The organism is Methylobacillus caricis, assembly GCF_020532705.1.
GTDB classification, from domain to species: Bacteria; Pseudomonadota; Gammaproteobacteria; order Burkholderiales; family Methylophilaceae; genus Methylobacillus; species Methylobacillus caricis.
Genome location: NZ_JAJAVD010000001.1, coordinates 615,337 through 633,751, shown reverse-complemented (window position 1 = coordinate 633,751; position 18,415 = coordinate 615,337). Strand labels below are relative to the sequence as shown.

General features: G+C 52.8%; 12 protein-coding genes. 7 read left to right on the top strand and 5 right to left on the bottom strand.

Annotation, left to right across the window (positions count from 1 at the left end; genetic code table 11):
- The first annotated feature begins 176 nt into the window (after positions 1–176).
- Positions 177–1,811 carry an L-aspartate oxidase gene (gene nadB / locus LG200_RS03035; RefSeq protein WP_226756122.1) on the top strand — a complete coding sequence of 545 codons (1,635 nt, stop codon included), beginning with the start codon at positions 177–179 and terminating at the stop codon, positions 1,809–1,811.
- A gap of 226 nt (positions 1,812–2,037) precedes the next feature.
- On the opposite strand, the gene LG200_RS03030 is transcribed toward nadB, so the two are convergent.
- Genes LG200_RS03030 through rsxB form a run of 5 tightly spaced genes read right to left on the bottom strand, consistent with a single transcriptional unit; the run spans position 2,038 to position 5,752 of the window.
- Complete coding sequence (locus LG200_RS03030; RefSeq protein ID WP_226756121.1) at positions 2,038–2,475, bottom strand: DUF1841 family protein; 438 nt, start codon at positions 2,473–2,475, stop codon at positions 2,038–2,040.
- Position 2,476: 1 nt separating this feature from the next.
- A complete protein-coding gene (gene thiD, locus LG200_RS03025; RefSeq protein WP_226756120.1) occupies positions 2,477–3,343 on the bottom strand; it encodes a bifunctional hydroxymethylpyrimidine kinase/phosphomethylpyrimidine kinase in 867 nt (288 codons plus the stop codon).
- Positions 3,340–4,485 (bottom strand): FIST C-terminal domain-containing protein, encoded by a 1,146-nt coding sequence (locus LG200_RS03020; protein ID WP_226756119.1) that lies wholly within the window; start codon positions 4,483–4,485, stop codon positions 3,340–3,342. The genes thiD and LG200_RS03020 overlap by 4 nt, the downstream gene beginning before the upstream one ends.
- Entirely contained in the window at positions 4,431–5,090 is a 660-nt protein-coding gene (nth, locus tag LG200_RS03015; RefSeq protein ID WP_226756118.1) for an endonuclease III, read from the bottom strand. Before nth ends, LG200_RS03020 begins: the two co-directional genes overlap by 55 nt.
- The gene (gene rsxB, locus LG200_RS03010) at positions 5,087–5,752 is read right to left on the bottom strand and encodes an electron transport complex subunit RsxB (RefSeq protein WP_226756117.1); all 666 of its coding nucleotides are present in this window, start codon (positions 5,750–5,752) and stop codon (positions 5,087–5,089) included. The genes nth and rsxB overlap by 4 nt, the downstream gene beginning before the upstream one ends.
- Positions 5,753–6,025: 273 nt before the next feature.
- Here rsxB and LG200_RS03005 point away from each other — a divergent pair, with 273 nt between their 5' ends.
- From LG200_RS03005 to LG200_RS02980, 6 genes are all read left to right on the top strand, one after another.
- The gene (locus LG200_RS03005) at positions 6,026–7,720 is read left to right on the top strand and encodes a ShlB/FhaC/HecB family hemolysin secretion/activation protein (protein ID WP_226756116.1); all 1,695 of its coding nucleotides are present in this window, start codon (positions 6,026–6,028) and stop codon (positions 7,718–7,720) included.
- A 21-nt stretch (positions 7,721–7,741) separates the two neighbouring features.
- Positions 7,742–14,224, top strand: a complete 6,483-nt coding sequence (locus LG200_RS03000; protein WP_226756115.1) for a two-partner secretion domain-containing protein — start codon at positions 7,742–7,744, stop codon at positions 14,222–14,224.
- Between the two features lie 3 nt (positions 14,225–14,227).
- Positions 14,228–15,220 carry a hypothetical protein gene (locus tag LG200_RS02995; RefSeq protein ID WP_226756114.1) on the top strand — a complete coding sequence of 331 codons (993 nt, stop codon included), beginning with the start codon at positions 14,228–14,230 and terminating at the stop codon, positions 15,218–15,220.
- Between the two features lie 62 nt (positions 15,221–15,282).
- Positions 15,283–15,846, top strand: coding sequence for a hypothetical protein (locus tag LG200_RS02990; RefSeq protein WP_226756113.1), 564 nt, complete (start codon positions 15,283–15,285; stop codon positions 15,844–15,846).
- A 76-nt stretch (positions 15,847–15,922) separates the two neighbouring features.
- The gene (locus LG200_RS02985) at positions 15,923–16,717 is read left to right on the top strand and encodes a hypothetical protein (RefSeq protein ID WP_226756112.1); all 795 of its coding nucleotides are present in this window, start codon (positions 15,923–15,925) and stop codon (positions 16,715–16,717) included.
- 376 nt (positions 16,718–17,093) lie between these two features.
- Positions 17,094–17,801 (top strand): transposase, encoded by a 708-nt coding sequence (locus tag LG200_RS02980; RefSeq protein WP_226756111.1) that lies wholly within the window; start codon positions 17,094–17,096, stop codon positions 17,799–17,801.
- Positions 17,802–18,415: the final 614 nt, after the last annotated feature.

The window sequence follows — 18,415 nt, the reverse complement described above, 5'->3', positions numbered from 1 at the left end:
TGCATTTTATTGACAGTCGGAGTATAACCTCGCACCGTTGTATCAACGAAGCCCAAGCGCGAAAATTCTTCAAAATTATTTGTCTTGATCATAGCCTTCCCTTTTAGCTTTCCATGACTAGCTTAGAGCTAGAGACAACGATACACTCGTGAAAGTTCATCCAACTCAGGGTTCATATGCAGCAATACGATGTCCTCATTATCGGCAGTGGTCTGGCAGGACTCACTCTTGCACTCAAGGTGGGTACCGATAAGAAAGTCTGCCTGATCAGCAAGCGCAGCATCAATGATGGCTCGAGCAATTGGGCACAAGGTGGCATTGCCGCCGTATTGACGGATGATGACTCAACTGAGGCACATATTCAAGATACCCTTATCGCTGGTGCGGGTTTATGTGACGCTGCCGTCACCAGGCTGGTTGCCGAACATGGCCGGGAAACGGTTGAATGGCTGATTGAAGAAGGCGTCCCCTTCACACGCGAAGACGACAACAGCGGGTTTCACCTGACCCGCGAAGGTGGCCACAGCCACCGCCGGATTATCCATGCGGCTGATGCAACAGGCCATGCCGTGCAGAAAACCCTGGCAGAGAAGGTCCACCAGCACCCAAATATCACCGTGCTGGAAGAGCATATCGCCGTGGATTTGATTACTGCCGGCAAGGTAAACATGGAGGGCAGCGCCTGCCTGGGTGCCTATGTACTGGATAACACCAGTGGGAAAGTCCTCACCATAAGCGCCCAGCACACGGTGCTGGCTACAGGGGGGGCTGGCAAAGTTTATTTGTACACGACCAACCCGGATGTATCCTCGGGGGATGGCGTCGCCATGGCCTGGCGCGCAGGTTGCCGGATTGCCAATATGGAGTTCATCCAGTTTCACCCCACCTGCCTCTACCATCCAGAAGCCAAATCATTCCTGATTACCGAAGCAGTGCGCGGCGAAGGCGGGATCCTCAAGCTGCCTGATGGATCACGCTTCATGACCTGGCACGATGAACGGGCCGAGCTGGCGCCGCGCGACATCGTGGCCAGGGCAATAGACTTTGAAATGAAAAAACGCGGCCTGGAGTGCGTCTACCTGGATATCTCTCACAAACCCGCTGATTTCATTCTTTCGCACTTCCCCACCATCTACCGCCGCTGCTTTGAATTGGGCATAGACATCACGCGCGAACCGATCCCGGTAGTTCCCGCGGCACACTATAGCTGCGGCGGCATCATGACCGATCATATAGGTCGTACTGACATTCCACGGCTCTATGCCATAGGAGAAACTGCTTGTACTGGGCTTCATGGCGCCAACCGGCTGGCAAGCAATTCCCTGCTTGAATGTTTGGTATTTGGCCAGGCTGTGGCCAGAGACATCCTGGCCCAACCAGAGCTTCCTGTGGTTGACCTGCCTTACTGGGATGAAAGCCGCGTCACTGACGCCGATGAAGAAATCATCATCACCCACAACTGGAGCGAACTCCGGCGCACAATGTGGAACTATGTAGGCATTGTCCGTACCAACAAGCGCCTGACTCGCGCCATGCACCGCATCCATTTGCTACGCGATGAAGTACATGAGTTCTACAGCAACTTCCGCATCAGCAACAACCTGATCGAATTGCGCAACCTGCTGCAAGTGGCAGAATTGATTGTAAAAAGCGCAATGGAGCGCAAGGAAAGCCGAGGTCTGCATTACAGCAAAGACTATCCCGATCTGGCCGACGAGGCAGTGCCCACTGTACTGGAGCCATCCAACTACTACAGCCTGCTTGATAGCCATCACGGCCATGAGCATGCCCAGCACCACATTGGCGAATAGCATGGCCTGGGTACTGAACGCACTTCCATACCGTTCAACTAGCTATCTTTAAGATGAGACAGACGGCTCTACCAACCATTATCACGGGGAATGGAAGCAACAACGATCTGCCTACGTCAATGCCCAGGCCGGCAACCTCATCAGCCGGCGCTAGGCCGAGGACCTGGCGCCCTCCCAACATGCCGCGAAAATTCAGATATGGCGTGCAGCTACCCAAACCATTGCTCTAAGCCCGGCTCTTTGCCTGCATGCAGGCAATGTAGGCTTCCGCATCCGGCGGGCCGCCCTGACGCTGGGCCTGCCAGATAGTTTCGGCAAGGCAATCCATCAGGTCGTGCTGCGCCTGGTAGGCATCATCATATTTCTGCCAAAGCGCATGATAGGCCGCCTTGATCCCTGGCGGCTGATCTATAGCCACCTGCTCCAGAATGGAAAGATGCAGGCTCATGTGGAGGAATGGATTGGTTTCCCCCATTTCCGGGAAATAAGCCTGATCCTTGTAAGTATCAGGGGTGCTCAGTACATGATGGTATTCAGGATGAGCCTGCATGACTTCAACTGCCAGCTTTTCAAGCTCAGTCAATGCGGCATGTTGCTGGAACTTCGCCCAGGCATCAAAAAAGAACTGGCGCACCTGGTCCCGGCTAGGATTGAATAAACTCATGCTATATCTCTCGTACCTGCATGGCCTGCGGTGCAAAACCATGGTTGAGCGGCCCGACTCCTGCACCTGTACGCACGTGTGATCCGGCATAGAGTGCGGAACGTACATAAATACGTGCCGCCTGCACGGCATCTGCCAAGTCAAAGCGCAAGGCCAGATAAGCAGCAATGGCTGATGAAAGAGTACATCCCGTGCCGTGCAGATTATGAGTGGAGATGCGTAATGAATGCAGCTTGAGCAGCTCGCACACCTGCCCGGAAGAACCAGCCCTGGCCAGGATATCGATCACGTCATGGCCGGGCAAATGTCCGCCCTTGAGCAAAATGGCCTTGGCGCCCTGCTCCAGCAATTGCTGCGCCGCCAGTTCCAGCTCCCCTGTGTCAGTCAATGGGCGACCCAGCAACAATGCAGCCTCGTCCAGATTGGGGGTCACCACCAATGCACGGGGAAATAGCCTTTCCACCAGCACCGCTACTGCTTCATCAGAGATCAGCTTGGCCCCGTTTGCAGCCACCATCACTGGATCCAATACGACTTTTGTCAGTTGATGCGCATCCAGTGCCGCGGCCACTGTTTCCACGATTTCCGGGGAATGCAGCATGCCTATCTTGACGGCATCCACGCCGATGTCTTCTACCACTGCATCTATCTGGTCACGCAGCATTTGTGGCGGTACGCTGTGGATAGCGCGTACGCCCTGCGTGTTCTGCGCAGTGAGGGCGGTAATCGCCGTCATGCCATAGCAGCCCAGCGCAGAAAAGGTCTTGAGGTCTGCCTGGATACCGGCGCCACCGCTACTATCGGAACCGGCAATCGACAACACACGCGGATAACTGTTGATTGACGATGGAAATGCTTGTTTGCTCATACCTGCCCTTCACTGGCAAATAACCCCAATACTGCGGAATACTGCAATAATTCATTAGACCCCGACATGGGCGCAATCTCTCCGTTGCCATAAAAACCGATTAACGGCATGGAGGGGTAATATTGCTTCAATAGCTCGATATCCCGGTCTACCCCACCATAAAAATACGGCCCACGTCCCATGCAGGAAAACAGCAGCCCGAATAATGGCGGGCCTGGCAGCAACGCACTGGCTGTTTCTGTACACTCCCCTAGATTGATCAGTGCGGCTTCGGCATCACGCAAACCCCATGCCAGCCACTGTCCTTCCGCAAGCTGCCTGGCAAGCGTAATAGAACCATCTTCCGGGTTTCCGCTGACCAGTGAGGCCAGCTTGTAATGCCCAAGTTCCAGTTGCTCGCGGCTGTCCGCAAACACGGCCATTAGCCGGTGATAAGGCAGGCCCTCATCCTCAACAGCCCCGCATTTTTGCAGTAGCTGCAGCAAGCCCGTGAATGCTGGACTGGCAGATAATGTCTTTACATCATACCCACGTACACTACTCACCTGCTGTGCTTGCGCGAGCAGCTTGAAGCCATGCGCAGCAGATACCGCTCCCGTCACTCCTTGCAGTGCTACCTCACAATATCCGCGCACCGCTCCTTTCCCATTTTCCCAAACAGAAAACGGTCCTTGCCCGGTCACATCCCCCGACACCCCTCCAAAGCGCCTGCCCGGCAGCTCCAGCCAAGTAGTATTGACCGCATTGGGGGCAGTCAAGGTCAAGAGCAACTGATCCGCGCCAGGATCCGGCAGGTGTTGTAAGGCCACCCCTTCTCCCAGCACCAGTGCAGCGGCCGCGGGAGTATCCAGCGCCCAATCCTGTTCGGTAAAAATACCGGTGGCGGAACATCCTGTCACTTGGGTAGTACTTGCCGCCACAGCGGCAGCACGTATTGCAGGCAAGGGGTTCTCGGCAAACTCCTCGGTCAGGAATAACAACACGCTATTGGCGATCTGTAGACCGGCCGCATCCAGCGCCAGCCTTACTGCATCCGCTGCCAGCTCAGGGAGCGCCTGGCGCCCGCGCACAAATCCCGTGCCAGCCTTCAAACGGTCATCTCCAGATTGCCCGCTGGAGTAGGCTTGGCCTTGAACTCGCACAAATCATAGATCACGCACTCTTCACATTTTGGCCGGCGCGCCACACAAACGTAGCGTCCATGCAAGATCAATAAATGATGGGCATCCTGCATATACTCCTTGGGCACCACTTTCATCAGCTTGGTTTCCACTTCCAATGGTGTCTTGCCCGGGGCAATGCCTATGCGGTTGCCCAGGCGGAAAATATGAGTATCGACAGCAATGGTCGGCTGGCCAAAAGCCGTATTGAGAATCACATTGGCTGTCTTGCGCCCCACTCCGGGCAGGCTTTCCAGTGCCTCGCGTGTATTCGGCACTTCACCGCCATGGTTCTCAACCAGCATGCGGCAGGTAGCAATCACATTCTTGGCCTTGCTGCGAAAAAGGCCGATGGTCTTGATATATCCCTCCAGCCCTTCTATCCCCAAATCCAGAATAGCCTGCGGCGTATTGGCTACGGGAAACAATTTGGCGGTGGCAATATTCACACCCTTATCAGTGGCCTGCGCGGAAAGAATCACGGCAATCAGCAACTCAAAAGTGCTGTGGTGAACCAACTCCGTTGTAGGGTTGGGAATGGCAATGCTCAATCTGCGGAATATCTCGTGCCGTTTTTCTGCATTCATTGATTGTGTAAGTCCTGTTTTACCGGCATCAATTGCTGTTTCTTGGCTTTGGCGCGGGCCATGGCTGCGGCAATGGCTGCCTTCTTGGCATCGATGGCGGCCGAGGCCCCAACAAGGGAAGGGCCAATAGCATTTGCTTGTTTCCGCTCAACGGCTTGCCGGGCCAATCGCAACATGTGCCTTTGACGTGCCTCATCAGCTATCTTGCGTGCGTAGCCTCCTGTCTGAGTATAGTCCCATTCCTGCATCGGCAAAGGCTGCATATCGATGCAATCTACCGGGCAAGGCGCCACGCAAAGTTCACAGCCTGTGCATTCTGCTGCAATCACGGTATGCATCTGCCGTGCGGCTCCAAGAATCGCATCCACAGGGCAAGCCTTGATGCAGAGCGTGCAGCCTATACACGTCTCCTCGTCAATCACGGCCAGCATCTTGGGGCCAAACTTACCATGGGCAGGATTCAGCGGTTGATAAGGCTGGTTCAATATGTCCGCCAATGCGTGTATGCCCGCATCCCCGCCGGGCGGGCACTGGTTGATACCGGCCTGCCCGGCAGCAAGCGCCTCTGCATAGGGGCGACAACCCGCATACCCACACTGGGTACATTGTGTCTGCGGCAAAATTGCATCAATGCGTTCAACTAACGCAGCAAAATCCCTCATGGCCTCATTCATCATGGTCAATTATGGAATTATACCCGTAGCCCAATACCGGTCAGTAAATTGAGAATTAATACAGACAAAAAACTACAACTCTTACAGCCATTTCCTGACGAAATTTAATGATAAATTCATCTTACAAATCAGCCTATTGGGTAGGAAAATTACTATCAATAACAGTGGTCCAAAAATACCACTCCATAACAGTAAAAACAGTCAAGGGACCTACAATTGCAGCAGTTTAGGGGAAACGGGTGGCGCAATCTGGGCCACTGCATGTTAATTGGCATATGCGTATATACCAAGCAGGCCGTGGCAGCCATAGAGCCGATTGACACTTCAGCCCAAGAACAACTACTGCAGCAAGAGCGTTTGCGTGCCCTGCGCCAGCAACAAGAGACCAGCCCGGATATCCGCCAGCAGCAGCTCCTTGAACAACCAGACCTTACCTACCCTGATCAGGAAACTCTCTGTTTTGCTATCCAAGATATCAACTTGGCAGGCAATCATGCCTCGTTGTTCCAGTTTGCACTGCGTGAAGTCCTGCATGGCGAGCATGCGGCAATCGGTCGCTGCCTGGGCGCCCAGGGCATTAATGTCATCATGTCCCATGTGCAGAACGCCATCGTGGCCCAGGGCTTTGTCACGACACGCATCCTGGCCGGGCCGCAAGATCTCAGCAACGGACACCTCACCCTCACCGTGATTCCCGGCAAGGTACGCCAGGTCCGCTTCACCCCGGATTCCAGCCAGCGCATCCGCTACGGTAATGCATTGCCGATTGCCCCTGGCGACATCCTCAACCTGCGCAGCATCGAGCAAGGCCTGGAAAACCTCAAACGCTCCCCCACCTCCGATGCCGATATCCAGATCGAGCCTGCTGAAGACAATGCCCAGCCCGGTGAAAGTGACCTGGTGATCCGCTACCGCCAGGCATTGCCTTTCCGTCTCACTTTCAGCGCTGATGACGGCGGTTTCGACAGCACAGGCAAATATCAGGGCGGCGTCACGCTCTCCGGCGACAACCTGCTGGGCCTGAGCGACCTGTTCTACATCAACCTCAACCAGGACCTGGGTGGCGGTGACAAGGGCAGCCGCGGCACGCGCGGCAAGACCCTGCATTATTCCATCCCTTACGGACATTGGCTGCTCAGCGCCACCGGCTCCAGCTACAACTATCACCAGGAAGTCGCCGGCCTCAACCAATCCTACCTCTACAGCGGCCGCACGCAGAATGCCGAACTCAGGCTCAGCCGCATGATGTACCGCTCCGCCATCAACAAGACGCAGCTTTCCCTGGGGAGCTTCTTCCGCAAATCATTCAACTACGTTGACGACACCGAGGTGGAAGTGCAGCGACGCCGTACCGCCGGGTGGACACTGGGCATCAACCAGAGTTGGTACATCGGCCAGTCAGTGCTGGATTACACCTTGTCCTACCGTCGTGGCACCGGCGCGCAACAGGCGCTCAAGGCACCTGAAGAAGCATTTGGCGAAGGCGCTTCGCGCATGGAAATCATCACCGCCGATATCAGCTTCATGGCCCCGCTTTCCATCCAGGCACCATGGGGAACACAGGCCTTACGCTATGCCGCCAATATCCGCGCGCAATCCAACCTCACCCCGCTCACGCCGCAAGACCGCTTCGCCATCGGCAACCGCTACACCGTGCGCGGCTTTGACGGACAACTCACCTTGAGCGCAGACCGTGGCTGGTTCATCCGCAATGATCTCAGCGCCATGCTCGGGCAAAGCGGCCAAGCGCTTTATCTCGGGCTCGACTATGGCGAGGTCGGCGGACAATCCAGCAACATTCTTATCGGCAAGCAACTGGCAGGCGCTGTCATCGGCATGCGCGGCGGCTACAAAGGATTCAGCTACGACCTGTTCCTGAGCAAACCCGTCAAGAAGCCGGATGGATTCGATACCGCCAACACAGCCGTCGGATTCAATCTCAATTGGTCGTTCTAGCAACACAGGAGAGACATCAATATGAATAAACATCGCTACCGCCTGGTATTCAACCGTGCCCGTGGCCTCATGATGGCCGTGGCGGAAAACATCCCGGCCCGCAATTCCGCCCCGACAACGCAATCCGGCACTACCCAGCCTGTGGACAGAATAACGCTGGCGAGCATTTCGGTCCTGCGCCTCGCCCTCATGCTCCTGCTGGGCTCCGCCGTCATCATGCATGGCACGGTCCGGGCCGACATCATTGCAGACCCATCGGCCCCCGCCAGCCAGCAGCCCATCATCAACAGCACCGCCAACGGCTTGCCGCTGGTCAACATCCAGACGCCCAGCGCGGCCGGGGTATCACGCAACACCTACAGCCAGTTCGACGTCAATACCCAGGGAGCCATCCTCAACAACAGCAACACCAATGTGCAGACCCAGCTTGGCGGCTGGGTGCAGGGCAACCCTTTTCTGGCAGGCGGCACTGCCCGCGTCATCCTCAACGAAGTCAACAGCAACAACCCCAGCCTGCTCAATGGCTTTGTCGAGATCGCAGGCAGCCGCGCCCAGCTCGTCATTGCCAACCCGGCCGGCATCAGTTGCAATGGCTGCGGCTTCATCAACGCCAACCGCGCCACCCTGACCACCGGCACCCCCATCATCAATGGTGGCAACCTGCTGGGTTATCGTGTGGGTGGCGGCAGCATCAGCTTCTTAGGCCAAGGCATGGATGCCAGCCACACCGACTACACCGACGTCATCACGCGTGCTGTCGAGGTCAACGCGGGCATCTGGGCCAACCATCTCAACGTCACTACTGGCAGCAACCAAGTGAATGTGGATAGCACCGGCAACCAGACGACGATATCCCCCATCATCCCGACAAGCACGGCCCCGGCCTTTGCCGTGGATGTGGCAGCACTAGGCGGGATGTATGCAGGCAAGATCCACCTCATCGGCACCGAAGCCGGATTGGGCGTGCGCAATGCCGGGCATATCGGCGCCAGTGTGGGCGAGGTGGTGGTGACGACTGACGGGCACATTACCAACTCAGGGACACTGGCAGCGCATACCGATATCAACATCACCACTAATCACGACTTGCAGAATGCCGGCATCATCAATGCCAATGCCGGGTTGAGCCTGAATGCCGAAAATATCGACAACCAAGACACCGGGGACATCTCCTCATCCAGCACCACGCTCCTCAGCCAAGATACCCTTATCAATCGCGGCACCATAGACGGAGACACCACGCATATCAGCGCAAACAGGCTGGACAACATCGGGCGCGGCAGCATATTCGGCGACTACCTCAGCATCGAGGCCAGCGAGATCAACAACCTCGCAGAAACCGTGAATGACATCACTACCGCGGCCATCATGGCTGGGCGCACCCGGCTGGACCTGGCAACAGGCAGTCTCCTTAATCGCGACAATGCCATGCTGTTCAGCGGCGGTGACATCGCCATCGGCGGCACCCTCAATGATTCAGGGATAGCCATTGGCAGTGCCGCTTCCGTCATCAACCAGGACGCTACCATTGAAGCGCTGGGCAACATGGTCATCAGCGCAGATGAGGTACAAAACCTCAATACAGGCTTGCAAGTAGGCAGGACAGCGGAAACCATGGCAAGTTATGACAAATTCACCCCACGTGACCAGGGTGTCGTCTGGGATAGCGCAGACTACCCTGGCGCACAAATCGGCAATGTCCATGTGGAGTGGCGCTCTGCCGGGCCATATACATTCCGCGAATACATGCGCTATCAGGGCACCAGCTACACTTCCCACACTGAAGTGCTCGCCTCCACTCCCGGCAAAATCCTCTCTGGCGGGGATATGCAGATCACTGGGAATGTATTGAATAGCGATAGCCAGATCATCGCTGGCGCTGCGCTGGACATCAGCGGCGCTACCGTTCAAAACCTCAACACCGAAGGCCAGACCATTGTCCGTCACAGCGGCAGCGCTTGGTATTACGACTGGGATGGCAATGATGATGATTACGACATCGACTACCTGGGCAACCACAGTCCCGGCAACATCGTCACCACCTACAACCTGGCCACTACACGCCTTGAAGGCAATGCCGCGCCACCGGCCAGCAGTACCCTGGTCAGCAGCAACTCAAGCACAGTCAATAACAACGCATTGTTCCAGGCGCTGCCCGATGCTTCAGCAGACTACCTGATAGAAACCAATCCCCGCTTCACCAATTACCGCACCTGGCTGAGCTCCGACTACATGGTGCAGCAATTATCCTTTGACCCTGCCATCACGCAAAAGCGCCTGGGGGATGGTTTTTATGAACAGCGCCTGGTGCGTGAACAAGTGGCGGAACTGACTGGCAGACGCTTCCTCGATGGTTACGCCAGTGATGAAGCGCAATATCAGGCCCTGATGAACGCAGGGCTCACCGTGGCAAGCCAGATCCAGCTGATTCCAGGTATTGCCTTGTCAGCGGAACAAATAGCCCAGCTTACCTCCGACATCGTCTGGCTGGTAGAACAGGAAATCACCCTGCCTGACGGCACCGTCACCAAAGCCCTTGTTCCTCAGGTATACGTGCGCCTGCAGGATGGCGACTTAAGCCTCACGACCGGCATCATGGCGGGCAACAGCATCAACATCAATGCCACAGACACCATCACCAACGGCGGCACCATGGCAGGGCGAACCCTGGCCGTGCTCAATGCGGACAACATCCAGAACCTGGGCGGCAACATCAGTGCTGATGTCACGGCCTTGAAAGCCACCGGCGACATCGACAACATCGGTGGCACCATCATGGCAAAAAATGCCCTGGTACTCGAAGCCGGCAACAACATCAACATCGAAAGCACCACGCAGAGCCATGCCCAGACCATAGGCGCCAGCAGTTTCAACCGCACCAACCTTGACAGGGTTGCCGGCTTGTACGTCAGCAACCCGGATGCCATCCTCGTCGCCAGTGCAGGCAACGACCTCAACCTCATGGCCGCCAGCATTGCCAATAGCGGCGTAGACGGTCAAACAGTGCTATCCGCCGGTCGCGACATCAACCTCGGCACCGTGCAGATCGCCGAGCAAAACAACAGTGTGCGCAATGCCAAGAATCGTGTTTCCTACGGTAGCACGCAAGATATCGGCACTGCCATCCAGGCCGCTGGCGACATCATCCTGCAAGCAGGCAATGATGCCAACCTGAGAGCAGCCAATATCAATAGTCAACATGGCGAGCTGAGCATCACGGCAGCCAAAGACATCAACATCACCGCAGGCGAAGCCACCAGCAACTTCGACCAAGCGCGCAAAACCAAGCGCAGCAGCGGTTTAAACAGCACCACAAAAACCTACCGCAACACCTTTGAAGACAGTCAGGCCATTGGCAGCACCCTCAGTGCAGACACCATCGCCCTTCGGGCAGGTAGCGCAGCCAGCGAAACAGCAGCAGCCATTGCGGGCAATATCAATATCGAGGGCAGCCAGGTGGTCAGCGACAACGGCACCCTGTTGCAAGCCAGTGGCGACATTACACTCGCCACCGCTGAAAACACCAGCTACACCTTCAACCAGAAAACCACCAAGAAATCAGGCTTCTCCGCCGGCGGCTCCAGCATCGGCTACGGCACCAGCAACCTGAGCCAAAAGCAAACCGGCACCACCATCACCCAGACCGGCAGCACCATTGGCAGTGTAGAAGGCAATGTCACCATCCAGGCAGGCAATACCTACACCCAAACCGGCAGCGAGGTACTCACCCCACAAGGTGATATTGACATCAAGGCTCAGCAAGTCAACATTACGGCTGGCAACAACACATCGACCCAAACTACCGAGACCAAGTTCAAGCAGAGCGGGCTGACATTAGCGATCACCAGCCCAGTGATCTCGGCCATCCAGACTGCCGAGCAAATGAAGCAGGCCGCTAACAATACTTCCGATGGCCGCATGCAGGCATTGGCCGCAGGTACTACAGCATTGGCTGCGAAGAACGCTTTCGATTCCACCCAGCAGGCATTATTTGCGGCACCGACAGACAATGGCGTCACCAATGCCGCCAATCAGGCAGGCGGCGTCAACATTAGTCTTTCCATCGGCACCAGCAAAAGCAGCAGCACCTCCACGCAAACCAGCAGCACGGTTCAAGGCAGCAATGTGATGGCGGGCGGCAATATTGCCATCCAGGCCACAGGGGCTGGCGAGCAATCTGATATTAACGTCATCGGCAGCACAATCAAGGCAGGCGGAGATGTCAACCTGAAAGCGGATGATAAGGTGAACCTGATCGCTGCGCAGAACACGGAAACACTTAACAGCAAGAATAAAAACAGCAGTGCCAGTGTCGGCATCAGCATCGGTTCCAACGGGCTTGCCATTACCGCCAGCGCATCACAGGGTAAAGGCAAGGCCAATGGGTCGGATGTCACGTGGACAGAAAGCGTGGTACAGGCTGGCAACAAGGTCAGCCTGGAAAGTGGCACGGATACCAATATCATCGGTTCGCAAGTCAAGGGCGATCAGGTAGTAGCCAACGTCGGCACTTCGGGCAAGGGCAATCTCAATATCCAGAGTTTGCAGGACTCCAGCACCTACGACAGCAAGCAGAAAAGCGCCGGCATCAGCGTCAGTGTGCCGGTTGGCGCGGGCATGGCCGGCGGGTCGTTCAGTTCGTCCAGCAGCAAGATCAATAGCGACTATGCCTCGGTCAACGAGCAGGCGGGTATATTTGCGGGAGATGGCGGCTTCCAGGTCAATGTCAACGGCAATACCGACCTCAAGGGGGCAGTGATTGCATCGACTGAAACAGCGATTGCGGAGAATAGGAACAGCCTGACTACGGAGACGCTCACGGTTTCGGACATTCAGAATCGAGCAGAATATGCAGCCGACAGTAGTAGCATGAGCTTAAGTATGTCTTATAACTCTAACCAATCCATCACCAAAAATATTGGTAATAATTTAGTCAATCTTCCTGGTACATTGACACCCGACCTAAATCAGTCAGGCACAGACTCCAGTGTTACGCATAGCGCGGTAAGTACAGCACAAATTGCCATTACTGATGATGCAAAGCAAACTGCATTGACTGGTAAAAATGCCGAAACAACCATCGCTACCTTAAACCGGGATACTGACACAGCCAACAATGATGTATTGACTAAACCTGACATCACAGCCATTCAAAATGAAATAGCGGCGAATGCAAGCATTGTCAGCGCAGCCACCCAGCAAGTGACTACGGCCATCAATTCGTATTACGTCAAAAGAATGGCGGAATATGATCAGCAATATAATGACAAGCTCAACCTCGCCAGAGACAAAGAAGCAGAAGCGGCTGTTCTGAATGCCAGCGGTAAAACAAGCGAAGCAGCTAGTTTAATAGCCGAAGCGCAAACACTGCGTTATCAAGCGATTGATATTCGCAATGAACGTGACAAACCAAGCCTATCGCAAGGCTTAGCACTCACTTTGGGTAATATACTGGTCGGTAGTTTGGCTGGTGAAATTGATATCGCGAATGCCGCCACCAGTTATGCAGTTGGGACGCTGGGCAATGCCTTCTTGTTAACTGCACAAAAGCGCGATAGCGACATCACGCAAGGGTTTATTGCCACTTGTAAAAAATCACCGCCTGAATGCGCACAAGCCGCCTCTGGGCTAGGCGACACCATTAACAATGCAGACTTGCCGCTAGAAGAACGCATCAAGGCCTTAGCCGATCTAAAAAAAGACGATACACCGCTATTCGAGATTAAAGCCGTGGATAGCAATAGTGAAGGTCTATTTAATATTGCCGTGAATGGCATTCTGAATGAGCCAGACCGCGCATTGGTGCTGGGTATTGGTCATTTACCAACGAATGGTGAAAATCAATCCATTTACCTGTCCTATAACGACACCCAGGGCAGCCTGGCCGATTTGCTCAATGCAGCCATCGACCAATACGCCAAAGCGACTTCCAACACTTCAGACGCCATCGTGCAAGCCTTGATCGCCTCTCACGGCAACCAGCAAGTGGGAGGCCACGGTGAAACCAATCTCCTTTCCCATAGCGGCGGCACGCTCTCCAGCAACATTGCCTTGAATGATTATGCCGCACAAGGTAATGCAAACCCTAATCTGCATATCGATTACTTCGGGCCGGCATCTTCCACAGGCGCAGCAGTCGCTGCAGCATTGAATGCCGCCGGTTTGGCAGGCGCAACGCCTGAACAGCAGGCTAACTGGTTGGCCTATGGCAATGTTAATGGTCCAATAGATAATAGTATTAATGGCCTTGGTTACCATAATCACGCCAATGACCCTGTTGCCACGGTGGTAGGTGGTAATTTAGGTCAAACCAATCAATATAATGACCCCAACTCAGCCACGCATTTACAAGGAGTTGAGCTAGGCAATCTATTGCAATCGGTATTGGAGCTGAAGGCTTTATTTACCACGAGCGATAGCGCACACTCCACCTACCGCTGGAATGACCCTTCCACTTGGCCGACCACAACGGTTGCGCCTGTTTCCAGCAACCCACCAAGGTAAACCATGTATAAATCCATTACCACCCTTCTGTTCATCAGCGCCACAGGTATAGCTACACTCAGCGCCTGCAGCATGACTGGGTATCAGAAAATAGAAGAAATGTCGCTGCCACGCTACCAAAAAGGCATGCCCGTGATGAGCGACATGAAAGTCATGTGCCGTGCGCAGGTTATTGTGAAACCCGACCATGACAGGCACATGGTGGACTATACCCCACGCCGCACGCACGGGTCGGCGCTGACTGACGAAGACAGACACGCGGTAGATGATCGCACCGGAAGCGCATATTTTCTCTCTCAAGACACTAAAGAGAGACCTGCTACAGATTACACGCATCCGCCTTTGGACTTTATGGTGACTTACGACCGTATCTGGGATGTCACGGTTTATCCGACCCCCCCCCGTATCCCACCGAAATACCCACAACAACTATGCCAAAACGGCATTTCTACCCAAGTCATCACCAGTCCTGGCATAGGTGGTTTATTTACTCAATTGGAGCCCGATTACAAATATGATGTGCGCCTCCGTTATAACTTGGACCCCAGCAAAGGTGCAGTACGGGTGTGGACATTGCCCCATGTGAGTATGGATGGCCTGAATTACCGAGCCACCATGATCGGTTTTTGGCCGATGATTATTGAAGGTCACAAATTACCAACGGGGAGTAATTTTAGTAGAGGTAAATTTACCACCGACCCCCGTACCAAAAAAGAAACCGTCACCATTAATGGGCGGGAGTGGGAGTATATGAAGTGGAGCATAATTTATGGAAAAAGTGACCCTGTCCAAGAAAAGTACAATGTGCCAGGAGCATCTTCTGGAGTTGATGAACTCTATATCACCAAGGTAGGCAACTACACGTTTGCAATGCTTGCATGGTATAGCGGAGATTTAGCAACACACGTCCCCGACTGGCTAACCAAGCGTCAGGAATTTTTAAGGCACTGGCTGGAATCATTCAAGTTTGAGCCAATCCCGTCTAACGTTGAGTAGCTCCCGTTAAAACAATAATAGGGAGCATAGATATGTGGCCCCATATCTTTAAGATAAATCTCATGAACTCTCGAAATCTCCTGCTTTTTATGATTGTTATCAGCATGCTGACCGCATGTGCAGGACCCAAAGTGCTGGATGCCTCTCCAGAACATGGACCTATTGCCCGCATGCGCGTACTCACCACAGGGGCATTCGTTTATCTTCATCCCAACAAGTCTTGTTATACCTTGTACGATAAAGCAACGATTCCTGCTTTTTCTGGTGGAAAAGATTATGGTCTTTTTTATGGTTTGTCCCAGTTAAGCAAAAACAGAAAGATCGGGATGCCTATAACAGATGACATCACTTGGGCGTACAACGAGTTTATCGTGCAAGCAAGTCAGCCAATAACCATCTATTCCACCTATGTCGCCAATGGAGAAGTCGGTGGACAATGGAGGCACGCTAGTTGTGGCCCTTTTACAGGAAGCTTTAGCCCTGAACCCGGAAAAGATTATGATGCTGCACTTCTTTTGGAAGGCGGCCGATGCAATCTAAGAGTTCGGGAACTAGTCGCTGATGATATTACAGGGGAAATTAATCCAATCGAGATAAAACTCCAGCCCGCGCCTCCATGTAAATAGCATTTAAATAAAATCAAGCAATTCAAATTAATTAAAGGGTAAGAGTAACCGGCTGGCAGTATTGGAAGCCTCGGGAATGACGCTGGAATCAGCTCAAGCGATACTAAATGACCCACAAGCCAAATCTAATTATGAGAACTGGAATGGCAATGGTAATTACCGCAGGGCTGCGAATATCATCATCGCTGCGATCGGCGGCAGCTCTGCCGAACTTACTTCTACCGTCACTAAGGAGTCTCTTTCCTGGGCTGCTGATGTGATGCGGCAGAAAATGATTGACGACTCAAAGAAATTCAAAAATCTTTGTGCCAGCGAAAACGATTGTATTAATAATGCTTCAGGAGTAAGTGTTGGTGTTAATGGAGATAATTTCAAGCTAGCTGGCGGACGGATTGTACTGGAAAAATGGTGTGAAGTTGCTGGTGCTGGTGCATGCCAAGCCGACCTATCTACAAAAAGTGGATACGCAGAAAACTCTGATGGCACAGTTATTTTTAAACCAAAAGATGCACAAGGAAATGATATAACAATTAACGATTTTATTGCACAAAATCAGGATTTAATAAGTCCACTCTGTGGAGTGCAAGGCAGTAATGGTCAAATGGCATTAGGGGTACAATTTGAATACTCTACCGGAGATTTTTGGGATAGATTAGCAGAGGCTTACTCCGGCACTCATGATACTCTCAATAGCTTTATCTGGTATGACAAGATCGGAACTGGAAAACAATTAGACAACACTTTACGAGGTAACATCGGAGAGGCTGCGAATAAATTAAATGTTCTAATTGCAACACCATTTGCGGCTAGCATCCTACTTCCTCCAGAAGTATTTAGTACCATTCTCCAATCATTAAAAAATATAAAATAGCAATATACTCATCAGGATGAAAATATGAAGAAAATTTTGAAAAAAACATTTAGCGTATTAGGAATTATTATTCTAGTTTTTGTCACTTGTTCATGTGCTGTCAATGGATATAAAGGAGGATGGTAATACATCACAGAAATGAAAATAATGAATAATAGGGGATAGCCCAGTCTGTCCCCTATTGTTGCTATTAATCCAACCACTGGGAAGATAGTTTCCGTTAATCCTCTTTCCCGACTTGGAGTCAATTGAGAATTGCCATGTCCGATAAAATAACAGTTCAATTAAATACAGAACAAATCAAAGGGGTCAGACTCGATTGATTTTGCTTCAAGCGGCTGCTATGGTGAGAGCAGTTTCTGTTGGAGAGACTCGAATGGTTCGCCTACCACGCTTTGTACTGACGGGACACCCTCAACATATCATCATCCGCGGCAATAACCGTGAACCGGTTTTTTCTGCGGAAGAAGACTATCACTTCTTCCTGGACAAACTGTCGCAAGCTGCCAAGAAACATCAATGTGATATTCATGCCTATGTCTTGATGACCAACCATGTACATTTATTGGTCACGCCTCATCAAGAGAATAGCATTGCGAAGATGATGCAAAGTGTGGGCCGACATTACGTGCAATATTACAACGTTACCTATCGACGTACCGGCACCCTTTGGGAAGGCCGCTACAAAGCCAGCCTGATTGATAGTGAAACCTATGCCCTACTCTGTTATCGCTATATTGAACTGAATCCAGTCAGAGCCAACATGGTGCAACTCCCTGCTGAATATCCATGGAGTAGCTATCGTGCCAATGCACTGGGACAAGCTGATCCATTGGTGACCCCTCATACGATGTATCACAGGCTGGGCAATGACGAAACATCCAGGCAGGTGCATTATCGGTGCTTGTTTGAAGCGCATATTGATGAACTGAGCCTGCATCAGCTAAGAGAAGCTACCAACAAAGCTTGGGTACTGGGAAGCGAATATTTCAAGCAAAAGATTGCTCAACAACTCAACCGTAGAATAGACAAGCTACCTAGAGGTGGAGACAGGAAGTCAGAGGCTTTTCGTCGTCAACGATAATTATGGATCAATCGAGTCTGACCCCTTTGATTCCACCCCTTTGATTCCACCCCTTTGATTCCACCCCTTTGATTCCACCCCTTTGATTCCAACCCCTTTGATTCCAACCCCTTTGATTCCATGACCCCTTTGATTCCATCGAGTCTGACCCCTTTGATTCCAAGAGCGCGGAAACTGAAGAAGAGAAATACGTTACTTTCAGCGAGGAGAAGATTCGATCCGATATCCGAACGATATTCAAGCAGAGGTGCGACTCAGTAAAAAATGGGCTGAGTGCATGCGCGACAGAGGTTGTACCTATCTGGAATATTGCGATGCACGCTGTCAGTATCCATAGCTCGCTTACAACATTTACCCTCGCCACCAAAGCCAGCGATAGAAAATTGAGAGAAATCTGAAGCCTCCTCAGAAACCCGCCTGGTCGACTGGCAAGCACGTGGCGGAGTTAAAAGCGGGAACTTTGCAATGGACCCTAAACACAGTATTGAAGGAGAAGATGACCTGCAAGCCTCTAAACGGCAAAGTGCCGAACACCAACGTTGTCTGATCCGTAAAGGCTATCGTTATATTGGGCTTTGCCATACGGACTACTGGAAATCTATGCCAGCTTGCGG